We start from the raw sequence: 17,992 nt of genomic DNA, 5'->3' as shown, positions 1-17,992 counted from the left end.
TTCCGCTTCAAGCAGCCACTTTTAGTTTTCACTCAGATCTATCTAGCCTAACTACTTAAAAGGCTTCTTATAAAATTATCGCACCAATCCAACCAAACAACACTAACGGAATATTAAAGTGCACAAATGTTGGAACACATGTATCCCAGATGTGATTGTGTTTTCCATCTGCATTTAACCCAGCAGTCGGTCCTAGTGTGCTATCAGATGCTGGAGAACCTGCATCCCCTAAAGCACCAGCCGTTCCAATAAGGACTGCAATTGCCATTGGTGAAAATCCTGCTTCTAAACAAATAGGTACATACAGTGCTGCTAAAATTGGTATCGTACCAAATGATGTTCCAATTCCGATGGTCACAACCAACCCTACTAATAGTAAAATTAGTGCAATCACTGCTTTGTTATCCCCAATACTTCCAGAAGAGACTTCTACTAAGGCATCCACTGCGCCTGTTTCACTTAAAATGTTTCCAAATCCAGATGCAACAAGCATTACAAATGCTATGGTCCCCATCATGGCAATCCCATCACTTACAATTTTGTCTCCATTTTTAAATGGAACAACCATTAACGCAAACATAATAACAAGTCCTGTTAAAGCACCAAGAATTAAGTTATCTGTCATTAACTGTACTGCTAGTGCAGCTATGATCGCAATAATCGTAAATAAGTGATTGCGATTAAAGGATACTTCTTTTAATTCATTCGTCACTGACTCCATTACTTCTGTCCCACCTGCACCAGGTTTAGCAACACGATCTTTTCGATACGTAATAAAAATAGCAATTAATAAGCCTAAAACCATGCCTGCACCAGGAATTATCATAGATAGTGCAATATCTCCCATGGAAATTGCTGCACCGTTTTCTTGCATCCCATCGTAAATCGTACCATGGAAAATGAGTCCAAACCCTGCAGGGATCATGACATATGGAGCTTTTAATCCGAATGTCAATGCTGTTGCAACCCCACGACGATCTAATCGCATCTCATCGAATAATTTTAATAATGGTGGAATTAAAATAGGTATAAATGCAATATGCACTGGAACCACGTTTTGAGATAGCGATGCAACACCAGCAATTACTAATACCATCATTGTTTTCTTGCCAGTTAAAATTTTTATTAAATAATTAACTAAAATGGTTGTAATTCCTGTATAACTAATGGCCACAGCAAAGGCACCTAATAAAATATAACTTAATGCTGTATTCGCTTGACCTCCCATACCAGCAACTAACATGTCAACTGATTCTACAATCGATAAACCAGCCATTAAACCTGCTGTTAATGCAGCAGCAATAATAGCGACAATAACATTTACACGAAGTAAACTTAGAATCGTCATGACTAAAACAGATACAACGACAACCCATTCCATACCGTATTCCCCTCTCTATCTTTATCTTTTTATTTTTTGTTTGGATGATTATATATAATTTCTTTAACACTTCATCATGATAAAGTATTAAAGTCAAAAAATCAACCCATAAAGTACATTTTTATAAACTTATTGTTTTTTTTTGATTATATGGATGAATTTAATCGAGCGCTGTTACCGTTTTTGTACTTTTCTAGACTGTTTAGGCGTTGACAAACTTTCTCTGTTACTCATTTTTATCTTCGCTTACTAATTTGGTCACTGACAGACGTCCTCTGTTACCTTTCACCTATTATTCTCACCAGTTCAGGCACTGATAAGCTTGCTCTGTTACCACTTAATAGTTTTAACTCATACTCAAAGTAACCGACAAGCTCATCACATCCCAAACATAAGAAAAAAACAGCTCTGGAGGCTCCACCAGGGCTGTTTTATTTTAGCTCAAACATTAAGGATACATGATCTTGAATTGGAAGCCATGCACCAATATCTTGCTTTGTTACATTTTTTACGACAAGAGATTTCTTGGAACCTTTCAATTGGAAATAAACTTCTCCAAACGTCACTTTTCCTTTTTCGCTAACTGCTGGTGCATACGCATGTAAATATCCGTATTTCTTAACAGGAACATTATACTCATTGTTTAATTTCGTGTTTTCCCCGATTATCGTTTCATACCCAAGTGGTAATTCGGTATTTTTTTCGGCCTCTAATAACATCATTTTCTTAATGTCTTGTGAATTTGTAATTTTATTGGTAAGTGCACCCTTCACTTCTTTTTGGGCTTGTTGAGTATATCTTAATTTTTGTTCATTATCCCCACCAATATTATTAAGTTCATTCATATTAACCTTTTGGTATTCCCAATTTACATTAGTTTCATTTGATTGGTAATTTAATGGCCACCTACCTATATAAACCATGCCACGATAACCAAATGCAATTGGTGAAGGATTAATCGACGTTTCATTCAACATTTTGATTAAATCAGGATTCGTTATTGGGATATCCATGTCTTCTAACAATTCTTTTGTGAATTCACTTGGTTCCACTTCTTCTTGATCCTCAGATGAATTCGTATACGTGTTTTCTTTGGATATCTTCAAGACATGATCTGGTATTTCAAACGGATCTTTTTCCTCTATCTTTTCTTCGGCAACAATGCTGAACGAAAATAGGAAAAGCATTGCAATGGTTAAAATACCGCTTCTAAGGATTATATTTTTCATGTGTCCCACCTATTCCTTTCATTTTTGCTTAGTTTTTTCGAGACACATGATTATTATACCTAGTTAATCGCTTATCTCAATGGTTTGAATGGTTTCTGTTATCTTAATACTATCTTCTACTGATCGAACTATGGGACAATTCTTACGAGCAATCTCTAGACTTTTATATAATTTATCTGGATCCAATCGTTTCCCACTAACGGTATAATGAAGGCGGATCGCTTCAATTCGATTAGCCTCATCCTCATTCCGATCTACTTCAGCTGCAATCTTTAAATCACTAATTGGAATCTGTTGCTTTTGTAAAATTCGACGAAAGACAGATCCACTACACCCTACAATAGAAGCTACCATTAATTGGAAGGGACGAAAGCCATGCTCTTCGTTCCCTGAAACATTCAATTCCCCATACTCAAAATTCGAACGCATGCCATGTTCGGTAATATGAAATTCCATTCTAACAACTCCTTTTTCGATTCTTCACTAGTATTTGTAATTTATCGTACCTTATTTTGATTGGTGAAGCAGGAAATGTGCATTGACCTATTTCAAAAAAACAATTAGATTGGAATTACAATGCTTTACAGAAAGGCGTGATGAAATGGTATCTGTAAAGATTCGGTTTTGGATCCTTATCGCACTTGTAACGATATCAGGTTTTTCGCAGGGGATGTTATTGCCATTATTAGCTGTTATTTTAGAACAAAATGGTGTCGCTTCCTCGATCAATGGACTTCATGCAACAGGATTATACATAGGGGTTTTAATAGCCTCTCCTTTTATGGAAAAACCCATGCGCAAATTCGGGTTTAAACCAATCATCTTAATTGGAGGAATACTTGTATTCGTCTCTTTAGCATTATTTCCGTTTTGGCAGGCATTATGGTTTTGGTTTATTTTGCGCGTAATGGTTGGGATCGGTGACCATATGCTTCACTTTGGAACACAAACTTGGGTTACGACTACTGTTGAAAAAGAAACACGTGGACGAAGTATTGCCTTATATGGTCTGTTCTTTGGTGCAGGTTTCACATTGGGACCACTAATGACACGATTGTTATCCGTTAATGAAGCACTACCTTTTCTACTATCCGCTTCATTAAGTGTTATCGTTTGGTCTACGATGTTCTTTGTCCGAAATCGGTGGCCAGAAGACGATGATCGTACAGTTCAAACATCTAGTTCCATCAAGCGTTTTATAAAAAGTGGAAAGATTGCTTGGGTTGCATTTTTGGCACCATTTGGCTATGGATTTATGGAAGCAAGTCTACATGGGGTGTTCCCAGTTTATGGGATGCGAATTGGACATGATGTGGATATCTTATCTTTAATTATCCCTTGCTTTGCCGCAGGAAGTCTTATTTCACAGCTTCCATTAGGGATATTGAGTGACCGATTAGGAAGGCGAAATGTATTATTAGTTGTCATATTAGGGGGAGCACTTTGTTTTTGGCTTGCTACCTTTTTGGAAGCTTCGGTACCTGCATTATTTCTATTATTCGCTTTATCAGGCATGTTTGTCGGATCCTTATTTTCGCTTGGAATCTCTTACATGACGGACTTGTTACCAAAAGCCTTGCTACCGGCTGGAAACATTATGTGTGGGATTTCCTTTAGTTTAGGGAGTATCGGTGGACCTTATATTGGCGGTTTATTCGTCCAATACGTTCCAGGTGTATCGTTTTTCTATGTCATTGTGATCATGCTCGTATTTTTATTTGGTGCGATACTTTTAAAAAGAGAGCGAGCAGTTGCATCGTAAGCACGGACGTTAGAGAAGTACTAGATAGGGACCGAGCGATGTACTCGGTCCCTTCGTTTGACGTAAGATCTCTGCCTTATAAAAACCGACTATATCGTTCTTCCAGTCGATCTTGTATATAGGATATAACAATACAAATAGGCCAGTAAATCAAAGCAACCAAAATATACATTGTCATCGAGTCAAATTCACGTCCTGCTACAATTCGAGCTTTTTGGAATAATTCAGGTACTGTAATAATGGCAGCTAGCGAGGTCGCTTTGACAATATCCATAAAAACATTCGTTAATGGTGGTATCGCGGTCCTTGTTGCTTGTGGCAGGATTACTTTTTGCATCGTTTTCCAATAGGACATATTTAATGCTCTAGCAGACTCCCATTGTCCTTGGTCAATACTACTCAATGCAGAACGATTGATTTCAGCAATATATGCAGCACTATTTAATCCAAAGCCTAAAGAAGCCGCTAGAAATGCTGTTAGTTCTAACCCAATAATTGGCAAGCCATAATACAATAAAAATAAAAAAACAATCATTGGTGTGCCTCGCATGTATGATATATACATGCGTGCAGGCCAGCGCATGATAATTCGTTCAGAACTTCGAGCTAATGCTAAGAAAAAGCCAATTAATAACCCTAATCCCATCCCAATTATTGCGATCGCCATTGTCATGGGAACCCCTTCTAATAGGAAGGGGAAACTTTCCCATGCTAACTGAAAGTCAAAAAGATTTTTTAATTGGACTTGATCAATTGTGATATCAAACATTACCCGTCACCTATTTCTACTCAATGCCTTCGATTTCGATAATATCCTCTTCAGGTTCTTGGGAAACATCTTGGCCACCAAAGAATTGACCTGAGATTTCTGCTAATGTGCCGTCCTCTTTCATTTCTTGAATGACAGTATTTACTTTTTCCATAAATGTATGTGCCTCTTTATCCATGACAACCGATTTTGTTGTTGGATGAAATTTTAAGTCAGGATGCAAGACAATATCTAAATCTGGAAACCCTTCCAAAGCAAGACTTTGTAAATAATAATCATTAATAACGGTGTCTGTTCGGCCATTATGTACATCCCTTAAATAAGCATCATTGGTAACATTTCCATATGTGATCACTTCTGCCCCATATTTTCTAGCAATATCACTATATACAGTTGTTGCTGCTCCTCCAGCTTTTTTTCCTTCTAAATCTTCCAAGGTTTCAATTCCAGAATGATCATCTGCTCGGACAACCATTGTTGAGTAAGAGTATTTAACAGGTTCACTAAATCCAAACTTTTCTTCACTATTTTCTCTAGGGCCAGCTAAACTCATATCGATTCGGCCACTATCTAAAGCAGATAATGTTGCATCGAATGCCATTTCTTCAAACCGTACGTCAACTCCTAAACGATCTGCAATTTCACGAGATACTTCGACTTCGTATCCAGTTAGTTCATCAGAGTCCTCTGGATAAAAGGAGGCGGGATACAATGTTCCTGCTGTACCAACAACAATTTCTCCTGCTTCTTGAATTTCACTCCATACCTTATCATTCTTCTCAGCCTCATTACCACTATCATCATTACCACATGCAGTAAGTATGAGGATGGAAACCAATACAATAAATGCTATATACTTTCTCATCATTAACACCCCTTAAAATTGTATAATAATTAAACACTAGAAAATTATAACAGTTAACAATTTATTTTTCAACGAATTTTAACTCTGTTATATTCATACAATCCATACTGTTATAGTATAGAAAAAATACCCGCTCCAAATTAAATCTATGCTTTACTTTTCATTAATATACAAGTTTAGAAAACTCGCATTCGCTCGTCCTTAGCGAATGTGTTAGTTTTTCTTATACTTGGGACATTAAAATTTTAGCCACGTCGAGTCCACTTCTTAGCTAAAATTTTATACTTTCCTAACGTGTAAAAAAGCTGCTACCAGATTGGTAACAGCTACCTTTTTTGAGTTTTACGTTCACGTGTCATGGCATTAATGATTCCGCCTATAATGATAATAATCGCAAATATATAAAACCAGATCATTAAAATAATCACAGCACCTAAACTTCCATATGTCGCAGAGTAATTTCCTATTGTATTAATATAAAATGAAAATGCAAATGAAATTAACTGCCAACTAAGTGTTGCAAAAATGGCACCACCTAAAACGTTTTTTATCCGAATCCGTTTATTGGGTGCTAGTCTATATAAAGCTACTAATGCAATAAATGAGATGACAGAGAAAATGATCCAGCGAAGCATTTCCCAAGCTTGAAGGAAATCATCCGATAATCCGACAAATGAAAAAAGGTAAATCCCAATCATGCGACCAAAAACGGGTAATAATAGTGCGATGCAAATTACTACAACCATTACAATTGTAAGAACAATTGCGATCAAGCGCGCGACAATAAATGATCGGTTTTCCTTCACATTATAGGCTTTATTAAGTGCACGAATGATTGCATTAATCGCATTGGATGCTGGCCATAACGTTCCAATAATCCCGATTGAAAGTAATCCTGTATTTTGATCATTCACGAGCTGATGAATATTGGATTGAATTAAATCCATTATTTCCGTTGGTGCATAGGTTTCAATGAAATCCATCAAATAGTCTTCCTCAATTGGCAAATACCCTATTAAGGTCATGACAAATAACAAAAATGGAAAAAGAGATAATAGGAAGAAATATGCAAGTTGGGCACCTAATCCAAAGACATCGTCGTCCATTACCCGTTTGTACAAATCTTTTACAAACGATACCATTTCACCCATGCAACTATCTCTCCTTTCCGCCTTAAAGGGCGGAAAACTCCATACCTTTAAGACTTACATGGTGTCATCTAACTTAGCTTGGTCATTATTTGTAAATTTATCAAGTGTTTGCTCAACTTGTTCTAATGCATTAATCGCATTTTCTGCATTGTTCGTGAAACTTTTGTTTAATTTATCAAATGAAACTTTTAGATTATGAACTGTTTCAGATGGATGTTTGACAGAATTTGTTGTTTTATCTTTTAGTACGGTTAATTGATGTTTGCTATACTGTCTCGCTTCACGATCAAATAATGCAACAATTCCTCCTAGGATAGCGCCTAAAACTACTCCTACCATTAATTTTCGTTTTCCCATTATAAATCCGCTCCTTTTTATGATATGTTATGTTCTCTTTTTATTGACTCTAACAGGTTTTGACAGCCTTTTTCGACTAGCGAATACGTATAATCAAAATTCCCTGTATAATATGGATCTGGAATATCCTTTTCATCCTCATCCTCTACAAAGTCCATTAACTTGGCAATAACTGGTTTATTGTTTCCCTTATCTAGAGGAGGATGTATATCTCTTTTATTTTGCTCATCCATTTTAATGATATAATCGAATTTTTCCCAATCCTTTTTTATGTACCTGTCTTGCAAGAATGCCATCATATGAAATATTACGTTGTTCTAATAAGTCTTTTGTCCCTTGGTGTGGTTGTTCACCAACATGCCATTTGCCAGTTCCAGCTGAGTCTACCTCAATTTTTGATTCTAACTGCTCCATTTTAATCCTATCCCGAAACACTGCCTCTGCCATAGGAGACCGGCAGATATTTCCTAAACATACAAATAGTACTCGTATCACTCCGAATCATCACCATCTTTCTTTTTAGCATCTATCAAAATTATACGCGATAACGACCATCATTTTCCACTATCTATCATCCAAACTTGTGACGCATTATTTTTTAATTAGAAGATGTTGCTTTCAAGTATAGATCTTAGTGAATAGTTGATATTTTTTGTGCAATAGTTTTAGCTAAATACCGCTACGGAAATACACTACGCTTTCCGCGGGGGGAGTGGTAAGCCTCCTCGGGCTAGCGCCCTGTGGGGTCTCACCGATCTCCTACTTCCCGCAGGAGTCTCCGTGTATTCCCTTCACTAGATCGTGTTTTATTTTCTTGTTAATATCATCATTAAGCTAATATATAGTTGATTGGAGCGTAGGACAGTCGACTCCTGCAGGAATAGCACGTGTCCAGACCTGAGCAAGAAGCGGTTTTTGCTTCTGAGGAGGCTGAGGCCGGGCCTGCGGTAAAGTAGACACTGTGAAACGAATAGTTTGAACAGATGTCGCACTTTTGCCCATGGTGAAAGCAACTGTCCGAAGTGGAAAGCAACGGCGTTTAAGTTACTGCGTATAATATACAAAATGCGCACCAAACAGTATGTGAAATCCAAAATCATTTATGCAATTGGTTTAATGCATGTCTCATCATTATTTTTAGCAGCATTTACATATGTATCCACATCATAAGCGGTTAATGCCTCTGGCTCAATGGTCTGAAGAAACTGTTGCATTTCTTGAGGTTTTTCCTCATATGGTTTAATCCATTCTGACTCTTCTGCCTTAGATAATATGATTGGCATACGATGATGAATATCCTGCATAAATGTATTTGCATCTTTCGTTAAAATCGTACATGTAAAAAGATCATCTTCCCCATGTTCCCATTTATCCCATAACCCAGCAAAAGCAAACAGTTTTCTATTAGCCAATTGAATCCGTTTGGGTTGTTTTTTATCTTCTGATCGTTTCCACTCATAAAAGCTATCCGCCACGATTAGGCACCGTTTTCGTGCCATTAGATTTTGAAAACTCGGCTTCTCATGAGCAGTTTCACTACGAGCATTAATCATCTTGTAACCTATTCTTTCATCCTTCGCCCATGATGGAACAAGTCCCCAACGCATATACCCAGCACGTCGCTTTTGTCCATCATGTATAATCGCTAATACACGCTGACCTGGTGCAACATTATAGCTTTTTTCAAAGTTGGAGATCGGCATGTCTAACTCAAATGCTTGCCTAATTTCTTCTTCCTCCGCTAGTAACGTGTAACGTCCACACATATTCGAATCACTCCTTAGCCTTTTAAAAAATACTCAAATCCCACTGTCTGGCAATATGTTTTAATAGGCGAATACCTGCAATACTGTTTCCTTGTTTATCTAGCGCTGGACCAAACACACCTATTCCACAACCTTCAATAAAAGGCATGTCCTCTGATCGTACACGAGGTGGAACAACAGCCATAATACCTCCAGACACACCACTTTTTGCAGGTATTCCAACATAGGTTGCAAATTTCCCAGAAGCATCATACATTCCACAAGTTAACATTAAAGCCTTGGCAATTCGGGCAATCGGACGTGGAATGATTTCCTCATCTGTCTCTATATCTCTGCCATCATTTGCAAGTGTCGTTCCAATTCGAGCGATATCCTCAATCGTCAATTCAATCGAGCATTGTTTAAAATACGTTTCCAATGTACTATTCAAGTCTGATTCCAAAAAGCCAGTCTCTAATAAATAATATCCAATGGCACGATTACGCATCGAGGAATCTCGTTCTGATTCGTACACATCGACATCAATAGCTGGTCGATAATGTAAAAGCTTCTCCAAAAGCTCAAATATTGGTTCTAACTTTTCATCAGATGTGTTCCCTTCTAATATGGATGATACCGTTATCGCACCAGCATTCACAAGTGGATTAAAAGGCTTTTTCACTTGCCTCATCTCTAAGTGCATAATGGAATTAAATGCTTCCCCTGTTGGTTCCACATCCACACGGTCTAACATATAAGATACACCACGTTCCATACATGCCACAATAAAACTGAACACTTTTGAGATACTTTGGATGGTAAATGGAATGGATGTATCACCTGATTGAATCTTCATCCCATTTGTTCCTACAATGCTAATTCCTAATTGATCTGGGTTTGCTTTTTTGAGTTCTGGTATATAGGAAGCTACTTTTCCCTCATTCGTATGCTTCCGAAAAAAGGCTACCCAATCATCGACATAACCTTGTAACCATTCTTCTGTTTGTTCTGTGTTCCAATTCGCAATTCCTTGGACCATATTATCACCTCACTATTTAGAGCCTGTGCAAGATTATACTGTGTTTTAGTATGTGACAATTTTAATTGTAATACTATCGGTGAATTTAACCAAAACTAGTGGATAGTAACCTGATCATGTGGAATGGAACCTTTATTTTGATCGAGTGTTGTTTGAATAATCTCTTGTAAATTAGCTGCAAGCTCTGTGTTTTTTTGACCTTTATAAGACGTTGGATAAATCGGATCATGGATAGTTATCGTGATAGTGGATGAACGAATATCACGTCCATTCCCCTTTTCTAAAATCTGGTAGGTTCCATCTATCGCAACAGGAACAATCGGAACATTTGCTTTCGTAGCTAAACGTAAACTTCCTGGCTTAAATGGGTTTAAGGTACGATCTCTACTTCTCGTACCTTCTGGAAAAATCACCATGGAATGACCTTCTTTTAAGAACGTAATACCACGGTTTATGGCTTTAATGGATTGTCTTCGGTCAGACCTATCCAAGAAAACGCAGTGGATCAGCTTCATCCAGGAACGGATAATTGGAAGCTTTTGGATTTCTTTTTTGGCAATAAAGCCAACAGGTTTCCCAAGATATCCAAGAAACGCTAAGATATCAAATAACCCTTGGTGATTGGAAACAAATAATACTGCTTCATTTGGCAGTTTTTCATTACCCTTAACAATAACTTGTGAACCTGTCCGTTTAATTACTTTTTGTGAAACATTTTTTGGTTCAGAAAATATTTTCTCATTAATGGATGGATTACTCTCCTGTTGAAATAATCTTTTTGCCTTTTGTAATTTAAAGTAAGTTCCAATTACAAGAATTCCAGCATACAAGTAGATGCCTAATGAACGTATCAGTCCCATCTTAGTCCCTCCATTCCCGACATATTTATTATACTGATATAGTAATCAGCTTGGAAAGTATTTGTTTTTTGCAGGTAATTTTGGATTGGGACAATATACGACAAAAAAATTCACCAACCCCCTCAAATTGTGGTAAAGTATAGAAATGATATAGTGATAGAATAACATCATGGAGGAACGTTTATGTTATCAAATGCAGAAATTGGTATCGATTTAGGTACTGCAAACATTCTTATTTACACGAAGTCAAAAGGGATAGTATTAAATGAGCCATCTGTAGTGGCAATCGATATAAACACGAAAAATGTCGTAGCTGTTGGACATGAGGCAAAAGAAATGATAGGAAAAACCCCCCGCAATATTGTTCCAATTCGTCCACTAAAAGATGGTGTCATTGCAGATTATGATATTACGGCACAAATGCTAAAAGCCTTCTTAAAAAAAGTGAGTAAAAAACTGGGGAGATCGATGCGAAAGCCAACTGTTGTTGTCTGTACACCAACTGGCAGTACGACGGTGGAAAGACGTGCAATCCACAATGCGATTACAAGCTATGGTGCAAAACAAGTACACCTTATTGAAGAACCCGTAGCAGCAGCTATTGGTGCAGACCTTCCAGTTGATGAACCAATCGCCAATGTTGTCGTCGATATTGGTGGTGGAACAGCAGAAGTTGGGATTATTTCTTTTGGCGGTGTTGTTTCCTCTAATTCTGTACGAACTGGTGGGGATACAATGGACGATGAAATCATCCACCACATCCGTAAACATTATAATGTTTTGATCGGTGAACGTACTGCAGAAAATATTAAAATGGAAATTGGCTACGCACACCCAAACCATAAAGAAGAAATGGTTGAGGTACGTGGACGTGATATGGTAACAGGTTTACCAAAAACCATTACAATTTCGTCTAAAGAAGTGTATGACGCACTTCGGGAGTCACTACAGCAAATTTTAGAGGCAATTAAGACTACGCTTGAAAATTGCCCACCAGAATTAAGTGGGGATATCGTCGATCACGGTATCGTCTTAACAGGTGGTGGCGCACTATTAAAAGGAATGAAAGAATGGCTCACCCATGAACTATCTGTACCAGTCCATCTAGCTCCCAACCCGTTAGAATCTGTTGCGATTGGTACAGGCCGTTCATTAAAAATGATCTCTAAATTAGAAAAAGCAGCGAAGTAAAACAGTTTACAGATGACACACGTTATTTTGCTTGTTCAGAAATAACGTGTGTATTTTAATTTATAGAAGCCTCGCGGATTGGGATTTCTCTGTTACCGTTTTGCAGTTTTGCTGGTTGGTTTGGCCACTGAGAGACTTGCTCTGTTACCGTTTTGCATTATTACCTGTTGATTTGGTACAGAGCAGCACTCTCGTTTTACTTTTTGTATCTCTATCACCTATTTGCGCTCCGACAAGCATGATCGATTTACTTTCTTCATCTTCCATCACCGGTTTCTTCACCGAGCAGCATTCTTAATTCACTTTTCTCATCTCCAAACAGTTCCCGCACTGATCAGTTCTTCCCCATGCAAATCCCGTCTTGTTGTGCTATAAGCCCGTTTCCACTACACAAAAAAAGGATTTTTTCTCTTTTTGTTGAATATATATGTAGTGTTCTAAAAGAGGTAGGGTGATGGGCTTGTATACAGTCATTTATTTATATCGCGTTAAAAAGAAAAATATCGTCACATTAATAGATCTATATGATCAAATTAATGATATCTATTTAGCTAATGGTGCACTGGAAAATACCATTTATCGCGCTGATGACTTAACTGGAAAAGGTGGGTGTATCGGTTTAGAAGAGATTATTCCTTTAAAAGAAAATGAAACACTATTTTTCAGTCAAGCAATATTTCGCAACCTTTCTCACTATGAGGAGGTCACCGAGAACGTAAAGCAACACGAAGAATTCAATCAACTCTTAGAACATGCCAATTTCTTAGTTAATCATCACAAAGCATTTCGATCCTCATTCTCTACCATCGACTAAACCCATTAAAAAAATTTTCTTTCAATAAAGCGTTTACATTTTATTCTGAATTCGATATAATATAGTTAATTCAACACAATACCAATAAGTTCATCAAACTGCCTAATCTGTTTACAGTTCAATTCCAGTTCTGTTCCAACAGATGTAAGCCAGTTCAAGTAACGTCAGCAACGACTGTCGTTATATTGGATTGGCTTTTTTTTATTATCCATGAATAAAAAGTAACAGGAAGGAGTGAAGTTGTGTCGGGAGCACTTGAAAATATACGGATTTTAGACTTATCGCGTGTGCTTGCTGGTCCCTATTGCACGATGATTTTAGGGGATCTTGGTGCCGATGTAATTAAAGTAGAAGCACCAGGTGGAAGTGATGAGACACGAAAATGGGGTCCTCCCTTTCAAAATGGTGTTAGCGCTTATTACCTTTGTGCAAATCGTAACAAAAAAAGCATAACTGTTGATTTAAAGTCAGAAGAAGGCATTGCCACGATTAAAGAATTAGTTGCTACTAGTGATGTTGTCATTAATAATTTCAAGGCTGGTACAATGGAACGTTTTGGACTGGGTTACGAAACATTAGCAGCCATTAATCCGCAAATTGTTTATTGTTCCATTACCGGTTTTGGGGAAACAGGGCCTTATCAAGATATGCCAGGATATGATTTTATTATCCAAGCAATGAGTGGACTCATGAGCATTACTGGTGATAAAGAATCTGGTCCCCAGAAGCTTGGAGTTGCTATTACTGATATTATTACTGGCTTATATGCCTGTATTGGTATACAGGGAGCCTTACTAGAACGAACACAATCAGGAAAAGGACAAAAATTGGATTTATCTTTATATGATTCTGCTGTTAGTGCTCTTGTAAATGTCGGTAGCAACTATTTAATGGCAGGAAAAATCCCAGAAGCCTTGGGGAACCAACATGCAAATATCGTTCCATACCAAACTTTTAACACAATGGATGGGGAAATGGTTATCGCAGTTGGCAATGATCGTCAATTTAAAAAGCTATGTGATGTCATAAACAGACCTGAACTTGCAGCAGATAATCGGTTTAAGACCAACCCAGATCGTGTGGAACATCGTGAAGAATTAGTGCCTTTACTACAAGAAGCATTCTTGGAAAAGCCGACTGCTTATTGGCAAGATCAATGTAAAGAAAATAAGATTCCATGTGGTCCTATCCAAAATATAGAAGAAGTTACAAACGACCCTCAATTACAGGCACGCAACATGTTTATTGAAAGCGACCACCCAACAGCTGGCCCTATCCAAATGGTAGGAAGTCCTTTAAAACTATCACGTACACCACCACAAGTTCGTCATCACCCACCTAATGCTGGTGAGCACAATGATCAAATACTTGGAAATATAAAAACAACGAAACCAAATTAATTAAGGGAGAGATTTTTAGATGGATTTTAACTTTACAGAAGAACAAGAAATGCTACGTAATACAGTTAGAAGTTTTGTAGATAAAGAGATCATGCCACATATCGCAGACTGGGATCGAGAGGGAAAATTTGATCCTTCGATTATGCCAAAACTGGCTGATCTTGGATTAATGGGCGTATGTATCCCAGAGCAATATGGTGGAAGTGGGATGGATTACAACTCTTTAGCGATTGTTTGTGAAGAGTTAGAACGTGGGGACACTGCTTTCCGTACAGCCGTATCGGTTCATACAGGACTTAACAGTATGACATTATTACAATGGGGAACAGAGGAACAAAAGCAAAAATATCTTGTTCCCCAAGCAAGGGGTGAAAAAATAGGCGCATATGGATTAACAGAGCCTGGTGCTGGTTCTGATGTTGTTGCACTACAATCTACTGCGACAAACGAAGGTGACTATTATATTTTAAATGGCCAAAAAACGTGGATCTCTCTATGTGATACAGCTGATCATTTCTTAGTTTTTGCATATACGGATAAGTCTAAAAAACATAAAGGAATTTCTGCCTTCATCGTTGAGCGAACATGGGAAGGATTTTCTTCTAAAGCTATTAAAGGAAAGCATGGTATTCGTTCTGGGAATACAGGGGAAATATTCTTTGAAGATGTAAAAGTACCAAAAGAAAATCTATTAGGTGAAGAAGGAGAAGGATTTAAAATTGCCATGTCTGCCTTAGATAATGGTCGCTTCACCGTAGCTGCTGGTGCAGTTGGGCAAATTATGGCTTGTCTTGAAGCAAGTGTAAATTACTGTCATGAACGCGAAACATTTGGAAAACCAATTGGAAAGCATCAACTTGTACAACGAATGATTGCGAATATGGAAGCTGGCTTGCAAATGAGTCGTCTACTTGTCTATCGTGCTGGTGAGCTGAAAAATGAAGGAAAACGGAATACCCGTGAGACTTCCTTAGCAAAATGGCAGGCGTGTGATTTCGCCAATAAAGCTGCAGATGATGCGGTACAGGTCCATGGCGCATATGGGTATTCGGATGAATATCCAGTTGAGCGGTACTTGCGTAATTCCAAAGCACCTGTTATTTATGAAGGAACCCGAGAAATTCATACGATTATGCAAGCAGAGTATGTACTAGGGTATCGTGAGGATAAACCATTAAATAAAATGCTGCCTGCTTGGGAAGGTGACTTAGTAAACAAATAGTCTACCATTAAGTTGGTTAGTATGTTGACTCCACTGTTTACCATACCGACCTTTCCTACTCTAACTTTGAATAAGGCTATTTTCTAAAAGATTGTTGCTTTCTAGCATGAAACGTCTTGCATATAAGATGTATTATGTGTCGTAAATTAACGCCGTTGATTTCCACCTCACGGCAGTCGCTTTCACCACGGGCACAAGTGCCCATGGTGAAAGCGTAGTGTTTTTCCGAAGCGGAGCAATAAGGCTATCTCAAATTACGACGCATCATATACATTATGCGAGGTAGAAAACAACAAAGTATGCGAAAAGAGCCTTGAATAATTACGGACGGTTAAGCATTATGTATAATAGAGAATGATTTTTCCAAACATTTCGCATTTATATTGCACAAACAATGAAAAACAAACATCGTGTACGTTATAATAAAGGAAAAAGGGAGGGGCTATTATTGTTTGAGAAACAAACGAAAAGTATTTTTATTGATGGAAAATGGCGTGCTGTGGATGGGAAGACAGATACGATTTATAACCCAGCAACGTTAGAACCTATTACAGAAGTAGCCTATGGTGGTGCTAAAGAAACAGAAGAAGCGATTGAAGCGGCAAAAGAAGCGTTTAAAACATGGGGAGAGCTACCTGGGCGTGAACGTTCACGGATTTTATACAAAGCACACGAACTCATGCTAGAAGATGTCGATCGTTTAGCGGAGATTTTAACAACAGAGCAAGGGAAGTCATTAAAAGAATCTACGGGTGAAATTAAAGCTGCTGCTAACTTTTTATTATGGTATGCAGAAGAAGCAAGTCGCGGTTATGGGGAATGGGTACCATCCTCCTTTAAGGAAAAGCGAATGCTTGTTGTTCCAAAACCAATCGGTGTTGTAGGAGCGATTACTCCATGGAACTTTCCTGCATCTATGATCACTCGTAAACTAGGTCCAGCTTTAGCGGCTGGTTGTACTGTTGTATTAAAGCCTTCACCTGAAACACCGTTATCAGCCATAGAAATTATGAAAATATTTGAACGTGCAGGAATGCCGAGTGGAGTTGTTAATATGGTGACAGGAGAAGCACAAGCGATAGGCGATACGATGCTACAAAGTAAAACAGTTCGCTTAATTACATTCACTGGTTCAACGGCTGTCGGAAAACACCTCATGCGCGAAAGTGCAAATCACGTGAAAAAACTTTCCCTTGAGTTAGGTGGGCATGCACCAATTCTTGTGTTTGATGATGCCGATATTGATCTAGCTGCAACGATGGCACTCGGTAGTAAATTCCGCAATAATGGTCAAACTTGTATTTGTGCAAATCGGATTTATGTACATGAATCAATTGCAGAATCATTTACCAAAACATTAAAAGAAAAAGTGGATCAACTAAAAGTTGGTTATGGACTTGAAAAGGATACAGACCTTGGACCATTAATTAACGAACAAGCGTCTAAAAAAGTACAGTCCCATCTTGATGATGCAGTCGAAAAAGGTGCACAAGTTGTTTGTGGTGGCGGCAAATGGAGTGGCGATTTAGCAGGACATTTCTTTGAGCCGACCGTCATATCGGACATTACAGACGATATGCGCATTATGAATGAAGAAACGTTTGGTCCTGTCATGCCAATTCAAACCTTTACTGATGAGGAAACAGTGGTCGAAAAAGCAAATGATACGGATTATGGATTAGCGGCTTACCTATTCACTGAAAAAACGAGCCGTGCTATTCGAGTAATGGAAAAGCTAGAATACGGTATTGTCGGCATCAATGATGCATTTCCTGCTACACCAGAAGCTCCATTTGGTGGAATGAAACAATCTGGGGTCGGTAAAGAAGGCGGCCATCAAGGAATGGATGAATTCTTAGAAAAGAAATTTGTATCACTAGGAATCGGAAACTAAATGGACTCAAGTACATCTTGTAACTTCTCTTAATTTATAAAGGCTCTTTCTTTGATGGTTTTTACCGTTTCGTCTTATATATGGTGCGCAGTAAATCAAAGCCGTTGATTTCCACTTCAGACAGTCGCTTTCATCAGGAGTATAAGTGCGACATCTGTTCAAACTATTCGTTTTCGCAGTGTCTTCTTTACCGCGGACAGACGCTTTTAGCTTCCTCTATAGAAAAGCGGAAGTGCCTTGGTCACCCCCGATTAGAAAACTTGGCTTGTCGCCAAGTGGCGAATGCCTTAGTTGCACTTATGCAATAAGTAGT

Annotated in this window: 17 protein-coding genes and 1 pseudogene; 6 read left to right on the top strand and 12 right to left on the bottom strand. The window is 38.1% G+C overall.

Annotated features, from left to right (window positions below; translation table 11 throughout):
• Positions 1-67 precede the first annotated feature (67 nt).
• From GHC26_RS09435 to GHC26_RS09425, 3 genes are all read right to left on the bottom strand, one after another.
• Positions 68-1,381, bottom strand: a complete 1,314-nt coding sequence (locus tag GHC26_RS09435) for a Na+/H+ antiporter family protein (protein WP_163971013.1) — start codon at positions 1,379-1,381, stop codon at positions 68-70.
• A gap of 431 nt (positions 1,382-1,812) precedes the next feature.
• The gene (locus tag GHC26_RS09430) at positions 1,813-2,610 is read right to left on the bottom strand and encodes a YfkD famly protein (RefSeq protein ID WP_163971012.1); all 798 of its coding nucleotides are present in this window, start codon (positions 2,608-2,610) and stop codon (positions 1,813-1,815) included.
• A 63-nt stretch (positions 2,611-2,673) separates the two neighbouring features.
• A complete protein-coding gene (locus GHC26_RS09425) occupies positions 2,674-3,066 on the bottom strand; it encodes an OsmC family protein (RefSeq protein WP_163971011.1) in 393 nt (130 codons plus the stop codon).
• Positions 3,067-3,211: 145 nt separating this feature from the next.
• On the opposite strand from GHC26_RS09425, the gene GHC26_RS09420 reads away from it, so the two are divergent.
• Entirely contained in the window at positions 3,212-4,372 is a 1,161-nt protein-coding gene (locus GHC26_RS09420) for an MFS transporter (protein ID WP_163971052.1), read from the top strand.
• A gap of 76 nt (positions 4,373-4,448) precedes the next feature.
• Here GHC26_RS09420 and GHC26_RS09415 read toward each other — a convergent pair whose 3' ends face one another.
• The 8 genes and pseudogenes from GHC26_RS09415 to GHC26_RS09380 all read right to left on the bottom strand — a co-directional run bounded on the left by GHC26_RS09415 (position 4,449) and on the right by GHC26_RS09380 (position 11,158).
• Positions 4,449-5,141, bottom strand: a complete 693-nt coding sequence (locus GHC26_RS09415) for an amino acid ABC transporter permease (RefSeq protein WP_163971010.1) — start codon at positions 5,139-5,141, stop codon at positions 4,449-4,451.
• 16 nt (positions 5,142-5,157) lie between these two features.
• A complete protein-coding gene (locus tag GHC26_RS09410; protein WP_163971009.1) occupies positions 5,158-6,006 on the bottom strand; it encodes a transporter substrate-binding domain-containing protein in 849 nt (282 codons plus the stop codon).
• A gap of 326 nt (positions 6,007-6,332) precedes the next feature.
• Positions 6,333-7,157 (bottom strand): YihY/virulence factor BrkB family protein, encoded by an 825-nt coding sequence (locus tag GHC26_RS09405; RefSeq protein ID WP_163971008.1) that lies wholly within the window; start codon positions 7,155-7,157, stop codon positions 6,333-6,335.
• Positions 7,158-7,211: 54 nt separating this feature from the next.
• Entirely contained in the window at positions 7,212-7,514 is a 303-nt protein-coding gene (locus tag GHC26_RS09400) for a YtxH domain-containing protein (protein WP_163971007.1), read from the bottom strand.
• A gap of 17 nt (positions 7,515-7,531) precedes the next feature.
• A pseudogene (locus GHC26_RS09395) lies at positions 7,532-8,009 on the bottom strand (low molecular weight protein-tyrosine-phosphatase).
• Between the two features lie 605 nt (positions 8,010-8,614).
• Complete coding sequence (locus GHC26_RS09390) at positions 8,615-9,280, bottom strand: SOS response-associated peptidase (protein WP_163971006.1); 666 nt, start codon at positions 9,278-9,280, stop codon at positions 8,615-8,617.
• 22 nt (positions 9,281-9,302) lie between these two features.
• Positions 9,303-10,298: a glutaminase gene (locus GHC26_RS09385; protein ID WP_163971005.1), complete on the bottom strand. Its 996-nt coding sequence runs from the start codon at positions 10,296-10,298 to the stop codon at positions 9,303-9,305.
• Between the two features lie 95 nt (positions 10,299-10,393).
• Positions 10,394-11,158 (bottom strand): lysophospholipid acyltransferase family protein, encoded by a 765-nt coding sequence (locus GHC26_RS09380; RefSeq protein WP_226376908.1) that lies wholly within the window; start codon positions 11,156-11,158, stop codon positions 10,394-10,396.
• Between the two features lie 183 nt (positions 11,159-11,341).
• Between GHC26_RS09380 and mreBH the strand changes: the two genes are divergently transcribed.
• A complete protein-coding gene (gene mreBH, locus GHC26_RS09375) occupies positions 11,342-12,349 on the top strand; it encodes a rod-share determining protein MreBH (protein WP_163971004.1) in 1,008 nt (335 codons plus the stop codon).
• A 144-nt stretch (positions 12,350-12,493) separates the two neighbouring features.
• Here mreBH and GHC26_RS09370 read toward each other — a convergent pair whose 3' ends face one another.
• On the bottom strand, positions 12,494-12,631 hold the full coding sequence (locus GHC26_RS09370; RefSeq protein ID WP_163971003.1) for a hypothetical protein: 138 nt from the start codon (positions 12,629-12,631) through the stop codon (positions 12,494-12,496).
• Positions 12,632-12,803: 172 nt separating this feature from the next.
• Here GHC26_RS09370 and GHC26_RS09365 point away from each other — a divergent pair, with 172 nt between their 5' ends.
• The 4 genes from GHC26_RS09365 to GHC26_RS09350 all read left to right on the top strand — a co-directional run bounded on the left by GHC26_RS09365 (position 12,804) and on the right by GHC26_RS09350 (position 17,679).
• On the top strand, positions 12,804-13,163 hold the full coding sequence (locus GHC26_RS09365; RefSeq protein WP_163971002.1) for a DUF1428 family protein: 360 nt from the start codon (positions 12,804-12,806) through the stop codon (positions 13,161-13,163).
• Between the two features lie 242 nt (positions 13,164-13,405).
• On the top strand, positions 13,406-14,563 hold the full coding sequence (locus GHC26_RS09360) for a CaiB/BaiF CoA transferase family protein (protein ID WP_163971001.1): 1,158 nt from the start codon (positions 13,406-13,408) through the stop codon (positions 14,561-14,563).
• A 19-nt stretch (positions 14,564-14,582) separates the two neighbouring features.
• Positions 14,583-15,785 (top strand): acyl-CoA dehydrogenase family protein, encoded by a 1,203-nt coding sequence (locus tag GHC26_RS09355; RefSeq protein ID WP_163971000.1) that lies wholly within the window; start codon positions 14,583-14,585, stop codon positions 15,783-15,785.
• Between the two features lie 448 nt (positions 15,786-16,233).
• Positions 16,234-17,679 (top strand): NAD-dependent succinate-semialdehyde dehydrogenase, encoded by a 1,446-nt coding sequence (locus GHC26_RS09350; protein ID WP_318936999.1) that lies wholly within the window; start codon positions 16,234-16,236, stop codon positions 17,677-17,679.
• Positions 17,680-17,992: the final 313 nt, after the last annotated feature.

This window comes from Oceanobacillus halotolerans, from assembly GCF_010993955.1.
In the GTDB taxonomy this organism is placed as follows: Bacteria; Bacillota; Bacilli; order Bacillales; family Amphibacillaceae; genus Oceanibacillus_A; species Oceanibacillus_A halotolerans.
Note: the sequence above shows the minus strand (reverse complement) of the source record. Positions and strands in the feature narration are given on the sequence as shown.